General features: G+C 61.8%; 13 protein-coding genes. All 13 read right to left on the bottom strand.

The annotated features are described in order from the left end of the window. Nucleotides 1-131: 131 nt before the first annotated feature. Nucleotides 132-1,421: a phosphopyruvate hydratase gene (gene eno / locus FHW75_RS10815; RefSeq protein WP_016712919.1), complete on the bottom strand. Its 1,290-nt coding sequence runs from the start codon at nt 1,419-1,421 to the stop codon at nt 132-134. Between the two features lie 153 nt (nt 1,422-1,574). Further along, entirely contained in the window at nt 1,575-2,420 is an 846-nt protein-coding gene (gene kdsA / locus FHW75_RS10810) for a 3-deoxy-8-phosphooctulonate synthase (RefSeq protein ID WP_183673634.1), read from the bottom strand. Between the two features lie 3 nt (nt 2,421-2,423). Beyond that, on the bottom strand, nt 2,424-4,052 hold the full coding sequence (locus FHW75_RS10805; RefSeq protein ID WP_019097122.1) for a CTP synthase: 1,629 nt from the start codon (nt 4,050-4,052) through the stop codon (nt 2,424-2,426). A 269-nt stretch (nt 4,053-4,321) separates the two neighbouring features. Then, nucleotides 4,322-5,605 (bottom strand): tRNA lysidine(34) synthetase TilS, encoded by a 1,284-nt coding sequence (gene tilS / locus FHW75_RS10800; protein ID WP_183673632.1) that lies wholly within the window; start codon nt 5,603-5,605, stop codon nt 4,322-4,324. 147 nt (nt 5,606-5,752) lie between these two features. Further along, on the bottom strand, nt 5,753-6,700 hold the full coding sequence (locus tag FHW75_RS10795; protein WP_025755052.1) for an acetyl-CoA carboxylase carboxyltransferase subunit alpha: 948 nt from the start codon (nt 6,698-6,700) through the stop codon (nt 5,753-5,755). A gap of 106 nt (nt 6,701-6,806) precedes the next feature. Further along, the gene (gene dnaE, locus FHW75_RS10790; RefSeq protein WP_025755051.1) at nt 6,807-10,331 is read right to left on the bottom strand and encodes a DNA polymerase III subunit alpha; all 3,525 of its coding nucleotides are present in this window, start codon (nt 10,329-10,331) and stop codon (nt 6,807-6,809) included. Between the two features lie 217 nt (nt 10,332-10,548). Then, entirely contained in the window at nt 10,549-11,172 is a 624-nt protein-coding gene (rnhB, locus tag FHW75_RS10785; RefSeq protein ID WP_019097118.1) for a ribonuclease HII, read from the bottom strand. Between the two features lies 1 nt (nt 11,173). Then, nucleotides 11,174-12,301 carry a lipid-A-disaccharide synthase gene (lpxB, locus tag FHW75_RS10780; RefSeq protein WP_159265989.1) on the bottom strand — a complete coding sequence of 376 codons (1,128 nt, stop codon included), beginning with the start codon at nt 12,299-12,301 and terminating at the stop codon, nt 11,174-11,176. Between the two features lies 1 nt (nt 12,302). Continuing rightward, entirely contained in the window at nt 12,303-13,079 is a 777-nt protein-coding gene (gene lpxA / locus FHW75_RS10775) for an acyl-ACP--UDP-N-acetylglucosamine O-acyltransferase (protein WP_016712927.1), read from the bottom strand. Beyond that, nucleotides 13,076-13,516 carry a 3-hydroxyacyl-ACP dehydratase FabZ gene (fabZ, locus tag FHW75_RS10770; RefSeq protein ID WP_003252314.1) on the bottom strand — a complete coding sequence of 147 codons (441 nt, stop codon included), beginning with the start codon at nt 13,514-13,516 and terminating at the stop codon, nt 13,076-13,078. Before fabZ ends, lpxA begins: the two co-directional genes overlap by 4 nt. Before the next feature lie 114 nt (nt 13,517-13,630). Continuing rightward, nucleotides 13,631-14,686, bottom strand: coding sequence for a UDP-3-O-(3-hydroxymyristoyl)glucosamine N-acyltransferase (gene lpxD / locus FHW75_RS10765; RefSeq protein WP_025755050.1), 1,056 nt, complete (start codon nt 14,684-14,686; stop codon nt 13,631-13,633). A gap of 1 nt (nt 14,687) precedes the next feature. Next, complete coding sequence (locus FHW75_RS10760) at nt 14,688-15,191, bottom strand: OmpH family outer membrane protein (RefSeq protein ID WP_003252311.1); 504 nt, start codon at nt 15,189-15,191, stop codon at nt 14,688-14,690. Between the two features lie 44 nt (nt 15,192-15,235). Beyond that, the coding region (gene bamA / locus FHW75_RS10755) for an outer membrane protein assembly factor BamA (protein WP_025755049.1) at nt 15,236-16,309 on the bottom strand (1,074 nt) is incomplete at its 5' end.

The following is a 16,309-nucleotide window of genomic DNA, read 5'->3' as shown; positions in this document are numbered from 1 at the left end:
TACTTCGGGGCCTCGAATAGCACGAAGCCTGGCCGAGGCCAGGCTTCGTTGACAGAAACCCGTTGGGATGAAGGAAAGATCAGTACGAACGTTCCTACAACTCCGGCTGCTGTCTTTTTACCATCTCTTGCTTAGCCGCGAAACTCGGCACGACCACGGTAAACCGCTTTGGCACCCAGTTGCTCTTCGATGCGCAGCAGCTGGTTGTACTTGGAAACGCGGTCGGAACGGCACAGCGAGCCGGTCTTGATCTGGCCAGCAGCGGTACCGACGGCCAGGTCGGCAATGGTCGAGTCTTCGGTTTCACCGGAGCGGTGCGAGATCACTGCGGTGTAGCCGGCAGCCTTGGCCATCTGGATGGCTTCCAGGGTTTCGGTCAGCGAGCCGATCTGGTTGAACTTGATCAGGATCGAGTTACCGATACCCTTCTCGATGCCTTCCTTCAGGATCTTGGTGTTGGTCACGAACAGGTCGTCGCCAACCAGCTGTACCTTTTCACCAATCTTGTCGGTGAGGATCTTCCAGCCAGCCCAGTCGGACTCGTCCAGGCCGTCTTCGATCGAGATGATCGGGAAGCGCTCGGTCAGGCCTTTCAGGTATTCGGCGAAACCTTCCGCGTCGAACGACTTGCCTTCGCCGGACAGGTTGTATTTGCCGTCTTCATAGAATTCGGAAGCCGCGCAGTCCAGGGCCAGGGTCACATCGGTACCCAGCTTGTAACCGGCTTTTTCAACCGCTTCGGCGATGGCGCCCAGGGCGTCTTCGTTGGAAGCCAGGTTAGGAGCGAAGCCACCTTCGTCACCCACGGCGGTGTTCAGGCCACGGGCCTTCAGCACGGCTTTGAGGTGGTGGAAGATTTCGGTGCCCATGCGCAGGCCGTCGGAGAAGGTCTTGGCGCCTACCGGCTGAACCATGAACTCCTGGATGTCGACGTTGTTGTCGGCGTGCTCGCCACCGTTGATGATGTTCATCATCGGAACCGGCATCGAGTACTGGCCCGGGGTGCCGTTCAGGTTGGCGATGTGCGCGTACAGCGGCAGGTCCTGGTCCTGGGCAGCGGCCTTGGCGGCAGCCAGGGAAACAGCCAGGATGGCGTTGGCGCCCAGCTTGGCCTTGTTCTCGGTACCGTCCAGTTCGATCATGGCGCGGTCCAGGGCTTTCTGGTCTGCCGGGTCCTTGCCCAGCAGCAGGTCACGGATCGGGCCGTTGATGTTGGCGACAGCCTTCAGCACGCCCTTGCCCAGGTAACGGCTCTTGTCGCCATCACGCAGCTCCAGCGCTTCGCGCGAGCCGGTGGAAGCACCGGACGGCGCGCAAGCGCTGCCGATGATGCCGTTGTCGAGCAGTACATCGGCTTCCACGGTGGGGTTGCCACGCGAATCGAGAACTTCACGACCTTTGATGTCGACGATTTTTGCCATTGTTGTAAGCACTCCAGAATTGACGAAAACAACTTAGCTTAAGAAATTCTTGCCGTTCACCAGGCGGATTTGCAGTGGGCAGGCCGGGTGAAGGGAGCCCCTGACCGATTGGTCAGGGGTGGATCGGGCGGTACTTTACCCGAGAAATGAGCTTTACGCGGTTTCTACCGTCGGAAAACTTTTCACCAGGTCGTCCAGTTGCTTGAGCTGGGCCAGGAATGGCTCCAGCTTGTCCAGGCGCAGGGCGCATGGGCCATCGCATTTGGCGTTGTCCGGGTCCGGGTGGGCTTCGAGGAACAGGCCTGCCAGGCCCTGGCTCATGCCCGCCCTGGCCAGGTCGGTAACCTGGGCGCGGCGGCCACCCGCGGAGTCGGCGCGGCCACCCGGCATCTGCAGGGCGTGGGTCACGTCGAAGAACACCGGGTACTCGAACTGCTTCATGATGCCGAAGCCGAGCATGTCCACCACCAGGTTGTTGTAGCCGAAGCTCGAACCACGCTCGCAGAGGATCAACTGGTCGTTACCGGCCTCTTCGCACTTGGCCAGGATGTGTTTCATTTCCTGGGGTGCGAGGAACTGGGCCTTCTTGATGTTGATCACCGCGCCAGTCTTGGCCATGGCCACCACCAGGTCGGTCTGCCGCGACAGGAAGGCCGGCAGCTGGATGATGTCGCATACCTTGGCAACCGGCTCGGCCTGGTAAGGCTCGTGCACGTCGGTGATCACCGGCACATTGAAGGTGCGCTTGATCTCTTCGAAGATCTTCAGCCCTTCTTCCATGCCCGGGCCACGGTAAGACGTCACCGACGAACGGTTGGCCTTGTCGAAGCTGGCCTTGAACACATAGGGGATACCGAGCTTCTCGGTAACCCGCACGTACTCCTCGCAGACCTTCATTGCCAGGTCACGGGACTCCAGGACGTTCATGCCGCCGAACAGGACGAACGGCTTGTCGTTGGCGATCTCGATGTTACCGACGCGGATGATCTTCTGGGTCATTGATCAGGCCTTGTTCTTCTGAGCCAGGGCTGCCTTGACGAAACCACTGAACAGCGGGTGGCCGTCACGCGGGGTGGAGGTGAACTCCGGGTGGAACTGGCAGGCGACGAACCATGGGTGGTCCTTGGACTCGACCACTTCCACCAGCGCGCCATCTTCGGAACGGCCAGAAACCACCAGGCCAGCGTCGACCAGTTGCGGCAGCAGGTTGTTGTTCACTTCATAGCGGTGGCGGTGACGCTCGGTGATCACGTCCTTGCCGTAGCAGTCGTGGACCTTGGAACCGGCAGCCAGCTGGCAGTCCTGTGCGCCCAGGCGCATGGTGCCGCCCAGGTCGGAAGCCTCGTTGCGGGTTTCGACGGCACCGGTGGCATCGGCCCACTCGGTGATCAGGCCGACCACAGGGTGGCCGCTGTTGCGGTCGAACTCGGTGGAGTTGGCGTCTTTCCAGCCCATGACGTTACGGGCGAATTCGATCACGGCCACCTGCATCCCCAGGCAGATACCCAGGTACGGCACCTTGTTTTCACGGGCGTATTGCACCGCAGTGATCTTGCCTTCCACGCCGCGCAGGCCGAAACCGCCCGGCACCAGAATGGCATCGGCGCCTTCGAGCAGGCTGGTGCCCTGGTTCTCGATGTCTTCCGAATCGATGTAGCGCAGGTTGACCTTGGTACGGTTGGTGATGCCGGCGTGGCTCATCGCTTCGATCAGCGACTTGTACGCGTCCAGCAGCTCCATGTACTTGCCGACCATGGCGATGGTCACTTCATGCTCAGGGTTGAGCTTGGCATCGACCACCTTGTCCCATTCGGACAGGTCGGCGCCGCTGCACTGCAGGCCGAAACGCTCGACGACGAAATCGTCCAGGCCCTGTGCGTGCAGTACGCCCGGGATCTTGTAGATGGTGTCGACGTCTTCCAGCGAAATCACCGCACGCTCTTCAACGTTGGTGAACAGCGCGATCTTGCGACGCGACGAGGCATCGACCGGGTGGTCGGAGCGACAGATCAGCACGTCAGGCTGCAGGCCGATGGAGCGCAGCTCCTTGACCGAGTGCTGGGTCGGCTTGGTCTTGGTTTCGCCCGCGGTGGCGATGTACGGGACCAGGGTCAGGTGCATCAGCATGGCGCGCTTGGAGCCCACTTCGACGCGCAGCTGGCGGATGGCCTCGAGGAACGGCTGCGACTCGATGTCACCCACGGTACCACCGATTTCCACCAGGGCCACGTCGGCATCGCCGGCACCCTTGATGATGCGACGCTTGATCTCGTCGGTGATGTGCGGGATGACCTGGATGGTCGCGCCCAGGTAATCACCACGACGCTCTTTACGCAGCACGTGCTCGTAGATGCGGCCGGTGGTGAAGTTGTTGTTCTGGGTCATGGTGGTGCGGATGAACCGCTCGTAGTGGCCCAGGTCGAGGTCGGTCTCGGCGCCATCGTGGGTGACGAACACTTCACCGTGCTGGAACGGGCTCATGGTGCCCGGATCGACGTTGATGTACGGATCCAGCTTGAGCATGGTGACCTTCAGGCCCCGCGCTTCCAGGATGGCCGCCAGGGAAGCCGAGGCAATGCCTTTCCCCAATGAAGAAACAACACCGCCCGTGACGAATATGTAGCGCGTCATGAAAAACCCTAGAAGTCTGCGTTAAGGCGGCCAGCGCCGCCGGAGAAAGCGAAGGAAGGCCGAAGCCCCCGATCACCTGCGTCAATCACAGTGCATCTCGAAAAACTGCCGCGTCTGTACAGACCAGGGGTATCCCCGGCATGGAGCTCGCTCGTCATTTCCAGAATCAGCCCAGCAAAAAACTGCTTGGTAATCGGCAACTCCTGTGTTTTCGCGGAACCCACAGAAGCTGTATCAAGAAGGGAGGGTAGTCTACCCGAATGTACCCTTCAGCTCAAACCTTGCGCGTTCGTCGGTAACTGCCAGTGCAGCTGGCAATCCGCCTGCACCAACCCCGGCAGGTTGGCCACCGCCAGCAAACACTCGCCCTGATACAGCAGCGGCAGGCGTGGGCGCAGGAAATGCGGCACCTGCAACTCGTTGAGCAGGCGCTTGAGGTCGCGCCGCCCACGGCCGGGGACGTCCAGCATTTCGCCGCCCTTGCGATAGGCGATGCGCAGGTCTGCGAACGGCTGTGCGACCGCAAGACGCACGCTGCCGTTACCTGGCAGCACCAGCGGCCCGGTGGGGTTCACCCAGGCCAGCTCGCCGACGGGCAGCTGTAGCCAGTCACCACTCAGCCACCAGATGCGCCCATGGCTGCGCAGCAGTTGCCCGTCGGCGAGCCGCCAGACGGGCTGGGCATCCCCGGCAGCATCACGCAGGTCCGCCCAACCAGCCCAGTGCCGGGTGTCTGGCAAACGGGTGCGAAGGCTCAGCCAATACTGCAGGGCATTGCGCTGACGGGCGGGCGACAACGCGACCAGGGATGCCAGGTCGAGCGAGTCCAACCCGGCCCAGGCCTTCGGCGCCCCCCTTTCTGCGCACGCAAGGTCACCTTGGGCGAGCTCGTCCAGCAGCCCCAGGGCTTCGCCCAGGTGCTCTGCGGCGCGGGCGAGGTTCTGGGTGGTTTGCGGCCAACGTTGCTGCAAATGCGGGAGCACCTCACCACGCAGGAAGTTGCGGGCGAAATGTATGTCGGCGTTTGACGGGTCTTCGATCCAGGCCAGCCCTTTCATTCGGGCATAGGCCTGCAGTTGCTGCCGAGAACAAGCCAGCAAAGGCCTGACCAGACTGCCCTGCCCTAGCGCCCGCTGCACCGGCATTGCAGCCAGGCCACGCAGGCCGGCGCCGCGCAACAGACGAAACAGCAGGGTTTCGGCCTGGTCGTCACGGTGCTGGCCGGTGAACAGGATGTCGCCGGGGCTCAGGGCTTGCTCGAACGCGGCATAGCGGGCGTCGCGGGCGGCCTGTTCGAGGCTGGCACCGGGGGCGATCTGGACGTGGATGACCCGGAGTTCAATGCCGAGATTGTCGCAGATGGCTTGGCAGTGAGCCGGCCAGGCGTCGGCGGCGGACTGCAGACCGTGATGGACATGAATCGCCCGCAGCGGGGGGGATGCGTGGTGGCGGACGTAGTCGCCCAGCAGGTGCAGGAGGACAGTGGAATCGAGGCCGCCGGAGAAGGCGATGTACCAGGCTGGGGCATTGAGCCAGGGGGTGAGGTTGATCATCTGTTCCTCACTTGGCTTGAGATTGCCGGGGGGCTTTGCACCCCTTTCGCGACACAAGGCCGCTCCTACAGGAAAACGCGGTCGCCTGCAGGAGCGGCCTTGTGTCGCGAAAGGGCCGCAAAGCGGCCCCTGGGCTAAATCAGTGAATCAGAGGCCGTAGCTCATCAGGCGCTCGTAACGGCGGGCCAGCAGCGCGTCGTTGTCGAACTTGCTGAGCATGTCCAGCTGCTGCACCAGGTCGGCGCGAATGCTTTCCGACATCTTGACAGGGTCGCGGTGGGCGCCGCCCAACGGTTCCTGGATCACCTTGTCGACGATGTTCAGGCTCTTCAGGCGCTCGGCAGTGATGCCCATGGCCTCTGCTGCATCGGCCGCCTTGTCGGCAGTCTTCCACAGGATCGAAGCGCAACCTTCCGGCGAGATCACCGAGTAGGTGGAATATTGCAGCATGTTCAGCTGGTCACACACACCGATGGCCAGTGCACCGCCAGAACCACCCTCGCCAATCACGGTCGCGATGATCGGGGTTTTCAGGCGAGCCATCACACGCAGGTTCCAGGCAATTGCCTCGCTCTGGTTGCGCTCTTCGGCGTCGATGCCCGGGTAGGCACCCGGGGTGTCGATAAAGGTCAGGATCGGCATCTTGAAGCGCTCGGCCATTTCCATCAGGCGGCAAGCCTTGCGGTAGCCTTCCGGGCGCGGCATGCCGAAGTTGCGGCGCACCTTCTCGCGTACTTCACGGCCCTTCTGGTGGCCGATGACCATGACCGGCTTGCCGTCCAGGCGTGCGGTACCACCCACAATGGCGGCGTCGTCGGAGAAGTGGCGGTCACCGTGCAGCTCTTCGAACTCGGTGAAGATGTGTTCCAGGTAGTCCAGGGTGTAAGGACGACGTGGATGACGGGCCAGACGGGCGATCTGCCAGCTGGTCAGGTTGCCGAAGATGCTTTCGGTCAGGGTGCTGCTCTTGTCTTGCAGACGGGCAATTTCATCGCTGATGTTCAGCGAATTGTCGTTGCCTACCAGGCGCAGGCCTTCGATCTTGGCTTGCAGGTCGGCAATCGGCTGTTCGAAATCGAGAAAATTCGGGTTCATAGTCATCCGTCTTGGGTCTACGGCCAGGCGGCCGGCCGGTTGATCCGTTTGGCGCCCTACCTTAAGGGATCAGGCGCATTCAGGTCGAGATTAAATTTTTTTCGGTTCAACGATATTGCAGGAAGACGTTCTCACGCCCGAACTGGTCACGCAGCGCCTGAATCAGCCCGTCGGCCGGGTCGATTGCCCACTGGTCGCCGAACTGCAGCATGGCCTTGGCATCGCTGCCGGTGTATTCCAGGGTAATCGGGCAGGCACCGCGATGGCGGGTAATCAGCTCGCCCAGCCACTTCAGGCGGTCGCCCTTCAATGCGTCGTGCGCCACCTTAAGCCGAAGGCTTTCGGCCAGCTTGGTGCGCGCATCTTCCATGGTCATCACCTGCTTGACCCGCAGGCGCAGGCCACCGGAGAAGTCGTCGTTGCTGACCTCGCCCTCCACCACCACCATGGCATCGTTCTGCAGCAAGGACTGTGCCGCCATGAACGCATCGGCGAACAACGATGCCTCGATGCGCCCAGAGCGGTCATCCAGGGTCACAAAGCCCATCTTGTCGCCCTTCTTGTTCTTCATCACCCGCAGGGCAATGATCATGCCGGCGATAGTCTGGGTTTCACGCGACGGCTTCAGGTCGACGATGCGCTGGCGGGCAAAGCGGCGGATTTCGGCCTCGTATTCGTCGATCGGGTGGCCGGTGAGGTACAGGCCAAGGGTGTCCTTCTCACCCTTCAGGCGCTCCTTGAGGGTGAGTTCACGCACCTTGCGGTGGTTGGCATAAACATCGACATCCGCCTCGCCGAACATGCTGCCGAACAGGTCGACATGGCCGCTGTCAGCGGTATGGGCTGCCTGCTCGGCAGCCTTGATGGCTTCACCCAACGCGGAGATCAAGGTTGCACGGTTGATGTCGATGTTGGCGTGATAGGCCTTGATCTCGTCATGGAAATGCGGCCCCAGGCGGTCCAGCGCGCCACTTCGGATCAACGCATCCAGGGTACGCTTGTTGACCCGCTTGAGGTCGATCCGTTCACAGAAGTCGAACAGGTCCTTGAACGGGCCGCCCTGGGCACGGGCCTCTACAATTGCCTCTACCGGGCCTTCACCCACGCCCTTGATGGCACCCAGGCCATAGACGATGCGCCCGTCGTTGTTGACGGTGAACTTGAAGTCGGAGAAGTTCACATCCGGCGCGTCGAGGCGCAGCTTCATGCTGCGCACCTCCTCGACCAGCACCACCACCTTGTCGGTGTTGTGCATGTCTGCCGACAGCACCGCGGCCATGAACGGCGCCGGGTAGTGGGTTTTCAGCCAGGCGGTCTGGTACGACACCAGGCCATAAGCCGCGGAGTGGGATTTGTTGAACCCGTAACCTGCGAACTTCTCTACCAGGTCGAAGATGTTACCGGCAAGGTCCGCGTCGATATTGTTGGCCACGCAGCCTTCGATGAAACCACCGCGCTGCTTGGCCATTTCCTCGGGCTTTTTCTTACCCATCGCCCGGCGCAGCATGTCGGCGCCGCCCAGGGTATAGCCTGCCATCACCTGAGCAATCTGCATCACCTGTTCCTGATACAGGATGATGCCGTAGGTCGGTGCCAGTACCGGCTTGAGGCCTTCATACTGGTAGTCGGAGTGCGGGTAAGCCAGCTCGGCGCGGCCGTGCTTGCGGTTGATGAAGTCGTCCACCATGCCCGATTGCAGCGGGCCTGGACGGAACAGTGCCACCAGTGCGATCAGGTCTTCCAGGCAGTCGGGCTTGAGCTTCTTGATCAGCTCCTTCATGCCGCGCGATTCGAGCTGGAACACCGCCGTGGTCTCGGCCTTTTGCAACAGCTCGTACGTCTTGCGGTCGTCCAGCGGGATGAAGTCAATGTTGACGTCGGGCAGGTTGTTCTTCGCCTGCTCGCGGTTGATGATCTCCATCGCCCACTTGATGATGGTGAGCGTACGCAGGCCAAGGAAGTCGAACTTCACCAGGCCGGCAGCCTCGACGTCATCCTTGTCGAACTGGGTTACCAGGCCACCGCCTTCTTCATCACAGGCAATCGGCGAAAAATCGGTAAGCTTGGTCGGCGCGATAACCACACCACCGGCGTGCTTGCCGGTGCCCCGGGTCACACCTTCCAGCTTCAGGGCCATGTCCCAGATTTCGCGGGCGTCTTCATCGCCTTTGAGGAAGTCGCGCAGGATCTCTTCCTGCTCGTAGGCCTTCTCCAGGGTCATGCCCACTTCGAACGGGATCATCTTCGACAGGCGGTCGGCCAGGCCGTAGGACTTGCCCTGCACCCGCGCCACGTCTCGCACCACCGCCTTGGCGGCCATGGTGCCGAAGGTGATGATCTGGCTCACTGCGTTGCGGCCGTAGGCCTCGGCCACGTAGTCGATCACCCGGTCACGGCCGTCCATGCAGAAGTCGACGTCGAAGTCGGGCATGGAAATACGTTCAGGGTTGAGGAAGCGCTCGAACAGCAGGTCGTAGGCCAGCGGGTCGAGGTCAGTGATCTTGAGTACGTACGCCACCAGCGAGCCAGCACCCGAACCACGGCCCGGGCCCACCGGCACGTCGTTGTTCTTGGCCCACTTGATGAAGTCCATAACGATCAGGAAGTAACCGGGGAAGCCCATCTGGATGATGATGTCCAGCTCGAACTTCAGGCGGTCCAGGTACACCTGGCGCTTTGCTTCGTAATTGGGCGTGGTCTCTTTCGGCCACAGCACCGCCAGGCGCTCTTCCAGGCCTTCGTGGGCCACATGCCGCAAGTAATCGTCGATACCCATGCCATTGGGCGTGGGGAAGTCGGGCAGGAAGTACTTGCCCAGCTGAACCTGGATATTGCACCGCTTGGCGATTTCGACCGTGTTGGCGATGGCATCAGGCAGGTCGCTGAACAGCTCGGCCATTTCCTCGGCCGACTTCAGGTATTGCTGATCGCTGTAGCCACGCGGGCGGCGCGGGTCGTCGAGGGTCCAGCCTTCGCCAATGCACACGCGGGTTTCATGGGCGTCGAAATCGGACTGCTTGAGGAAGCGCACGTCGTTGGTAGCCACCAGCGGGGCGCCGAGCTTGTCTGCCAGCGCTACGGCAGCGTGCACGTACTCTTCGTCACGGGCGCGGTTGGTGCGCTGCACTTCAACGTAGAAGCGATCGGGGAACATGCCCATCCAGTCTTGCAGCAGGGCCTGGGCTTCATCGTCCCGGCCGGCCAGCAAGGCCATGCCGATGTCGCCTTCCTTGCCCGCAGACAGGGCAATCAGGCCTTCACTGGCAGGGGCGATCCATTCGCGCTGCAGGATGACCAGGCCATTGCGCTGGCCGTCGGTCCAGCCACGCGAGATCAACTCGGTGAGGTTGCGGTAGCCCTTGGGGTCCATGGCCAGAAAGCAGATGCGCGACGGCGGCGCTTCCGGGTCGGCACCGGCCAGCCACAGGTCGGCGCCGCAGATCGGCTTGATGCCGGCGCCCATGGCGGTCTTGTAGAACTTCACCAGCGAGCACATGTTGCTCTGGTCGGTGATCGCCACCGCCGGCATGTTCATCCCCGCCAGCGCCTTGGCCAGCGGTTTGACCCGCACCAGGCCGTCGACCAGCGAGAATTCGGAGTGGACGCGCAGGTGAACGAAGGGAACCGACATGGAAGATCCTGTAGCAGTGCTGAACGACAAGGGCGGGATTGTAGCTTAAATGGGGATGGGATTTGGGGCTGCTTCGCAGCCCTTCGCGGCGGTTCGGCGCACCGACTTGCCCGCCCCCACAGGGATATCACTGCTCTCGGGAACGACGCCGCACCTGTGGAGCGGGCAAGTTGGTGCGCCGAACCGCCGCGAAGGGCCGCAAAGCGGCCCCACCAGGTCAGATCAGGGAATCGGTAACGCCTTCGCGTGCTTCCCAGGCCGCCCGCACCGGGGCAAAGGAACGCCGATGAATGGGCGTAGGCCCCAACCGTGCCAGGGCCTCGAGGTGCACCGGCGTGGGGTAACCCTTGTGCCCACCCATGCCATACCCTGGGTAAATCAGCTCGAAGGCACTCATCTCCCGGTCTCGGGTCACCTTGGCCAGGATCGAAGCCGCCGCGATAGCTGGCACCTGGCTATCGCCCTTGACCACTGGCGAAGCCGGTACGGCCAGCTTCGGGCAGCGGTTGCCATCGATCAGGGCCAGCTTCGGTGTAATGTGCAGGCCTTCCACGGCGCGCTGCATGGCCAGCATGGTCGCATGCAGGATGTTGAGGCGGTCGATTTCCTCGACTTCGGCACGGGCGATACAGAAGCTCAGCGCCTTTTCCCGGATTTCGTCGAACAACGCCTCGCGCTTGGCTTCGGTGAGCTTCTTCGAATCGTTCAGGCCAAGGATCGGGCGCGCAGGGTCGAGGATCACCGCCGCCGTTACCACCGCGCCACACAGTGGGCCACGGCCCACTTCGTCGACGCCGGCGACCAGGTCCTCGACCAGGTTGAAGTCCAGTCCAATTTGCATGTCAGCGGTCCTTGAGCAGGGCCAGTACCGCCTCGGCCGCCTGATTGGAGGCGTCTAGGCGCAGGGTGCGGTGAATTTCGTCGAAACGTTCGGTCTGCCGGCTGCCATCACGCACCAGCGGCGCAAGGGTTTTGGCCAGGGCTTCGCTGGTCGCAGCGTCTTGCAGCAGCTCGGGCACCAGTTCGCGCTGGGCAAGCAGGTTAGGCAATGACACGTAGGGGCTTTTCACCAGGCGCTTGAGAATCCAGTAGGTCAAGGGCGCAAGGCGATAGGCCACCACCATAGGCCGCTTGTACAGCAACGCTTCCAGGGTGGCGGTACCGGAGGCGATCAGCACCGCGTCACAGGCCGCCAGTGCCTGATGCGACTGGCCATCAAGCAGCGTCAGCGGCAGTTGCCGCCCTTCGAGCATCTGTTCAACCTGGGCACGCCGCGCGGCATTTGCGCAGGGCAGCACGAAGCGCACGCCCGGCACCTGTTGGCACAAGCGCTCTGCGGCATCAAGGAACAATGCCCCCAGTCGCCCGACTTCCCCACCCCGGCTGCCCGGCATCAGGGCCACTACCGGCCCCTCGCCCAAGCCCAGCGCAGCGCGCGCGGCCGGGCGGTCGGCTTCAAGCGGTATGGTGTCGGCCAACGGGTGGCCGACAAAACGCACCGGCACGCCCTGCTCTTCATAGAACCGCGCCTCGAACGGCAACAGCGTCAGCATCAGGTCGCAGCCTTCGCGAATCTTCAGCACGCGCTTCTGCCGCCACGCCCAGACCGACGGGCTGACGTAATGCACGGTCTTGATCCCGGCCTGACGCAGTTTCAGCTCGATATTGAGGGTGAAGTCAGGGGCGTCGATGCCGATGAATACATCCGGCTTTTCGTCGATCAGCGTCTGGATCAGCAACTTGCGGCGCTTGAGCAACTCGCGCAGGCGCCCCAGTACCTCGACCAGGCCCATGACAGCCAGGCGCTCCATGGGGAAGTACGATTGCAGGCCTTCGGCTTCCATCAACGGGCCGCCAACGCCAATGAAACGCACATCCGGGTGGCGCGCCTTCAGGGCACGCATCAGGCCGGAACCCAGAATGTCGCCGCTGGCCTCACCTGCGACCAAGGCTACGCAAAGCGGGGCCATGTCAGCGGGTGATGCCGCGGGCGGAGTTCACGATCGACTGGCGGAACAGTTCGACCTCAGGGTGTTGCGCGGCCATTTCCGCCAACTCCTTGAGCGCGTCTTCGACGGTCAGGCCCTGGCGGTAGACAATCTTGTAGCAGCGGCGCAGCACATGGATCACCTCGTCACTGAAACCGCGACGGCGCATGCCCTCGAAGTTCATGCTGCGGGCTTCGGCCGGGCTGCCAAACACGGTAACAAAGGCCGGAACGTCCTTGCCAATCGCCGTCCCCATGCCGGAAAACGCGTGGGCACCGATATGGCAGTACTGGTGCACCAGGGTGTAGCCGGACAGGATCGCCCAGTCACCCACATGCACATGGCCGGCCAAGGCCGTGTTGTTGACCAGGATGCAGTGATTGCCAATGACGCTGTCGTGGCCGATGTGTGCATAGGCCATGATCAGGTTGTGGTCACCCACGGTGGTTTCAGCACGGTCCTGAACGGTACCACGGTGAATGGTCACCCCTTCACGGATCACATTGTGGTCACCGATCACCAGGCGCGTCGGTTCACCCTTGTACTTGAGGTCCGGGGTGTCTTCACCGATCGAGGAAAACTGAAAGATACGGTTATGCTTGCCGATGCGGGTCGGGCCTTTGAGCACAACATGCGGGCCGATAACGGTGCCCTCCCCGATTTCCACATCGGGGCCAACGATCGACCAAGGGCCGACCTCGACGCCATCGGCCAGTTTGGCCGACGGGTCGATAATGGCCCGAGGATCAATCGAATTCATAGGGAGCGTTCCGCGCAGGTGATCTCTGCCGAGCAAACCGGCTTGCCGTCGACCAGGGCACGGCACTCGAATTTCCAGATCATGCTCTTGCGGCTGAGGAACTTGGCTTCCAGCACCAACTGGTCACCCGGCAGTACCGGCTGACGGAAACGCAGCTTGTCGGAGCCGACGAAGTAGTACAGGGTGCCGTCGGCCGGCTTGGCATCGAGCATCTTGAAGCCAAGGATGCCGGCCGCCTGGGCCATGGCTTCGATGATCAGGACACCCGGCATGATCGGGTGCGCCGGGAAGTGGCCATTGAAAAACGGCTCGTTGATGCTGACATTCTTGTAGGCACGAATGCTCTGGGCCTCGAAGTCCAGATCCGTCACTCGGTCCACCAAGAGGAACGGGTAACGGTGAGGCAGGTATTCGCGAATCTCGTTGATGTCCATCATTTCGGGGGGGAAGCCTGTAATAAGAATAGGGAGCGCAGGTGCTGACCACACGCTCCTTTTGCAATCCAAAGAGGAGCCAGCTAGCGACTGTTCACTCTTGCTCAGGGAATGGTATCAGCCTTCTGATGTCGGCTGGCCACCTGAGGTCACGGTATCGACGCGTTTTTCCAGCTGCTGAAGACGCTTGGCCATGTCATCGAGCTGACGGATACGCGCAGCGCTCTTGCGCCAGTCAGCCAAAGGCTGCATGGCTGTGCCGGATGAATAGGAACCGGGTTCAGTGATCGAACGGGTCACCATCGTCATCCCGGAAACAAATACGTTATCGCAAATATCAATGTGCCCTACCAGGCCTACGCCGCCGGCCAGCATGCAATGCTTGCCGATGCGCGTACTGCCGGAAATGCCCACGCAAGCCGCCATGGCCGTGTGGTCACCGATCTGCACGTTGTGGGCGATCTGGATCTGGTTGTCGAGCTTTACCCCGTCACCGATCCGCGTGTCGGACAGCGCACCACGGTCGACGGCGGTATTGACGCCGATTTCCACGTCATCACCAATGGTGACGCCGCCGATCTGGGCAATCTTGCGCCAGATGCCTTTCTCATTGGCAAAGCCGAAGCCTTCGCCGCCGATCACGGCACCCGACTGGATGACCACTCGCTTGCCGATGGTGACGTCGTGATACAACGTCACCCGCGGCGCCAGCCAGCCACCTTCACCTACAACGCAACGCGCACCGATGAAGCAATGTGCGCCGATGCTGACATCAGCCTCGATACGCGCACCGCTTTCGATAACCGCGAACGCCCCGATGCTGGCGCTGGCGTCCACCTGTGCGTCCTCAGCCACCACGGCGCTGGGATGGATTCCCGCCACAGCCTTGGGTTTGGGGTCGAACAAGTGGGAAATACGCGCATACGCCTGGTACGGGTCGGCCACGATCAGGGCATTGCCAGCGAAACTTTCGGCATCCGCAGCCTTGAGCAATACCGCACCCGCCTGGCAGTTATCCAGGTACTTGCGGTACTGCGGGTTGGCGAGGAAGCTCAATTGACCGGGGCCAGCCTCCTGCAGGGTGGCCAGACCGGTAATCTGCAGCGCCTCGGGGCCTTTGAGGGTGGCACCGAGGGCCTCGGCCAGCTGGCCTAGCGTCATGGTCACACTCATATCAACGGGCTTGGTTCATGCGCTCGATGACTTGGCGGGTGATGTCGTACTGAGGCTTGACATCGATGACCGCACCACGCTCGAGGACCAGGTCGTAGCCGCCCTTCTTGATCACTTCCTCGACAGCACCATCCAGCTTCGGTTTCAGTTGCTTGAGCATGTCGCGGTCAGCAACGGCTTTGGCTTCGTTCAGCTCCTTGGACTGGAACTGGAAGTCACGGGCCTTTTGCTTGAACTCGAGTTCCAGGCGCTCACGCTCCTGCTGCTGCATCTTGTCGCCGCCCTTGATCAAGCGGTCCTGGATGCCCTTGGCGCTGCTTTCCAGGCTTTTCAGCTTGGTCAGTTGCGGACCGAACTTCTTCTCGGCATCAACTGCGTACTTCTTGGCAGCATCCGATTCCAGCAGGGCCATCTGATAGTTCAGCACAGCAACCTTCATTTCGGCGAATGCCGGGGTGGCGACCAGCGCCGCGGCCACTACGGCCAGTTGAGCCAATTTACGCACGATGCACTCCTGGATAAACCGTTGTCATTAAGCAAGGGCCGACCTTAGAAGGTCTGGCCCAGAGAGAATTGGAACACCTGGGTATCGGCATCGTCCGGCTTCTTCACCGGCATTGCCAAGCTGAAGCTCAGCGGGCCCAGTGCGGTAATCCAGGTCACACCAAGACCAACCGAGCTGGCCATGCCCGAGAAACCGACTTTCTCGCAATCAGGCTTGTTGCCGCAATTGGTGTCGAACACGTTACCGACGTCCCAGAACACGGAGGTGCGCAGCGAACGCTGGTCCTTGACGAACGGCAGCGGGAACAGCAACTCGACACCACCTTGCACCAGCACGTTACCACCGAACGGCAACGGGTCCTGATCCGGGTCGCGGATGGTACCTGGCTTGCCACCTTCGGCCTCGCCGCGGCTCGGCGTACTGCGTGGGCCCAGGCTGCTGTCCTTGAAGCCACGGACGGAGTTGAAGCCACCCGCGAAGTAGTTCTCATAGAACGGCAGGCCAGAGGTGCTGCCGTAACCGTCACCATAGCCCAGCTCGGTGTGCAGGCGCAGGGTGTAGTCATTGGTGATCGGCTTGAACAGCTGACCACGGTAGTCGAGCTTGAAGAACGACAGGTCGCTACCCGGAATGGTGGATTCCAGAGTCAGGCTTTGCGAGTGACCACGAGTAGCCAGCACACCTTTGTTCAGGGTCGACTCGGACCAGCCGATCGAAGCCTTGAAGTTCAGGAAGTTGTCGCCTTCCTGCTCAAGGAAATCGAAGATCTCGTCAACGGTGTACTTACCGGTCTTGATCTTGTCCTGCTGCACGCTCAGGCCATAGGTCAGGCGCGAGGTTTCGCTGATCGGATAGCCCAGGCTCACGCCGGCACCGTAGCTGTCAACCGCATAGCTGGCCACGTCGACGTCGAGGTCGTCGTAGTCGGTGCTGCGGTAGAAGGCGTTGTAGCCCAGGCTGACGCCGTCGGCCGTGAAGTAGGGGTCCACGAAGCCGAAGTTGTAGCGGGTCTGGTATTCCGAACGGGTCAGGCCGATCGACACCTTGTTACCGGTACCGAGGAAGTTGCTCTGGCTGATCGAACCACCGAGGATCAGGCCGGCGCTCTGGGCGAAACC

The sequence above is a fragment of the Pseudomonas sp. OG7 genome (genome assembly GCF_014192825.1).
Taxonomy (GTDB): Bacteria; Pseudomonadota; Gammaproteobacteria; order Pseudomonadales; family Pseudomonadaceae; genus Aquipseudomonas; species Aquipseudomonas monteilii.
Note: the sequence above shows the minus strand (reverse complement) of the source record. Positions and strands in the feature narration are given on the sequence as shown.

Bases quoted from the DNA above. Each gene is read 5' to 3' on its own strand.
- eno (WP_016712919.1), bottom strand. From the start codon at position 1,421: ATGGCAAAAATCGTCGACATCAAAGGTCGTGAAGTTCTCGATTCGCGT.
- dnaE (WP_025755051.1), bottom strand. From the start codon at position 10,331: ATGTCGGTTCCCTTCGTTCACCTGCGCGTCCACTCCGAATTCTCGCTG.
- kdsA (WP_183673634.1), bottom strand. From the start codon at position 2,420: ATGACCCAGAAGATCATCCGCGTCGGTAACATCGAGATCGCCAACGAC.
- fabZ (WP_003252314.1), bottom strand. From the start codon at position 13,516: ATGATGGACATCAACGAGATTCGCGAATACCTGCCTCACCGTTACCCG.
- tilS (WP_183673632.1), bottom strand. From the start codon at position 5,605: ATGATCAACCTCACCCCCTGGCTCAATGCCCCAGCCTGGTACATCGCC.
- lpxD (WP_025755050.1), bottom strand. From the start codon at position 14,686: ATGAGTGTGACCATGACGCTAGGCCAGCTGGCCGAGGCCCTCGGTGCC.
- FHW75_RS10795 (WP_025755052.1), bottom strand. From the start codon at position 6,700: ATGAACCCGAATTTTCTCGATTTCGAACAGCCGATTGCCGACCTGCAA.
- lpxA (WP_016712927.1), bottom strand. From the start codon at position 13,079: ATGAATTCGATTGATCCTCGGGCCATTATCGACCCGTCGGCCAAACTG.
- FHW75_RS10805 (WP_019097122.1), bottom strand. From the start codon at position 4,052: ATGACGCGCTACATATTCGTCACGGGCGGTGTTGTTTCTTCATTGGGG.
- lpxB (WP_159265989.1), bottom strand. From the start codon at position 12,301: ATGGCCCCGCTTTGCGTAGCCTTGGTCGCAGGTGAGGCCAGCGGCGAC.
- rnhB (WP_019097118.1), bottom strand. From the start codon at position 11,172: ATGCAAATTGGACTGGACTTCAACCTGGTCGAGGACCTGGTCGCCGGC.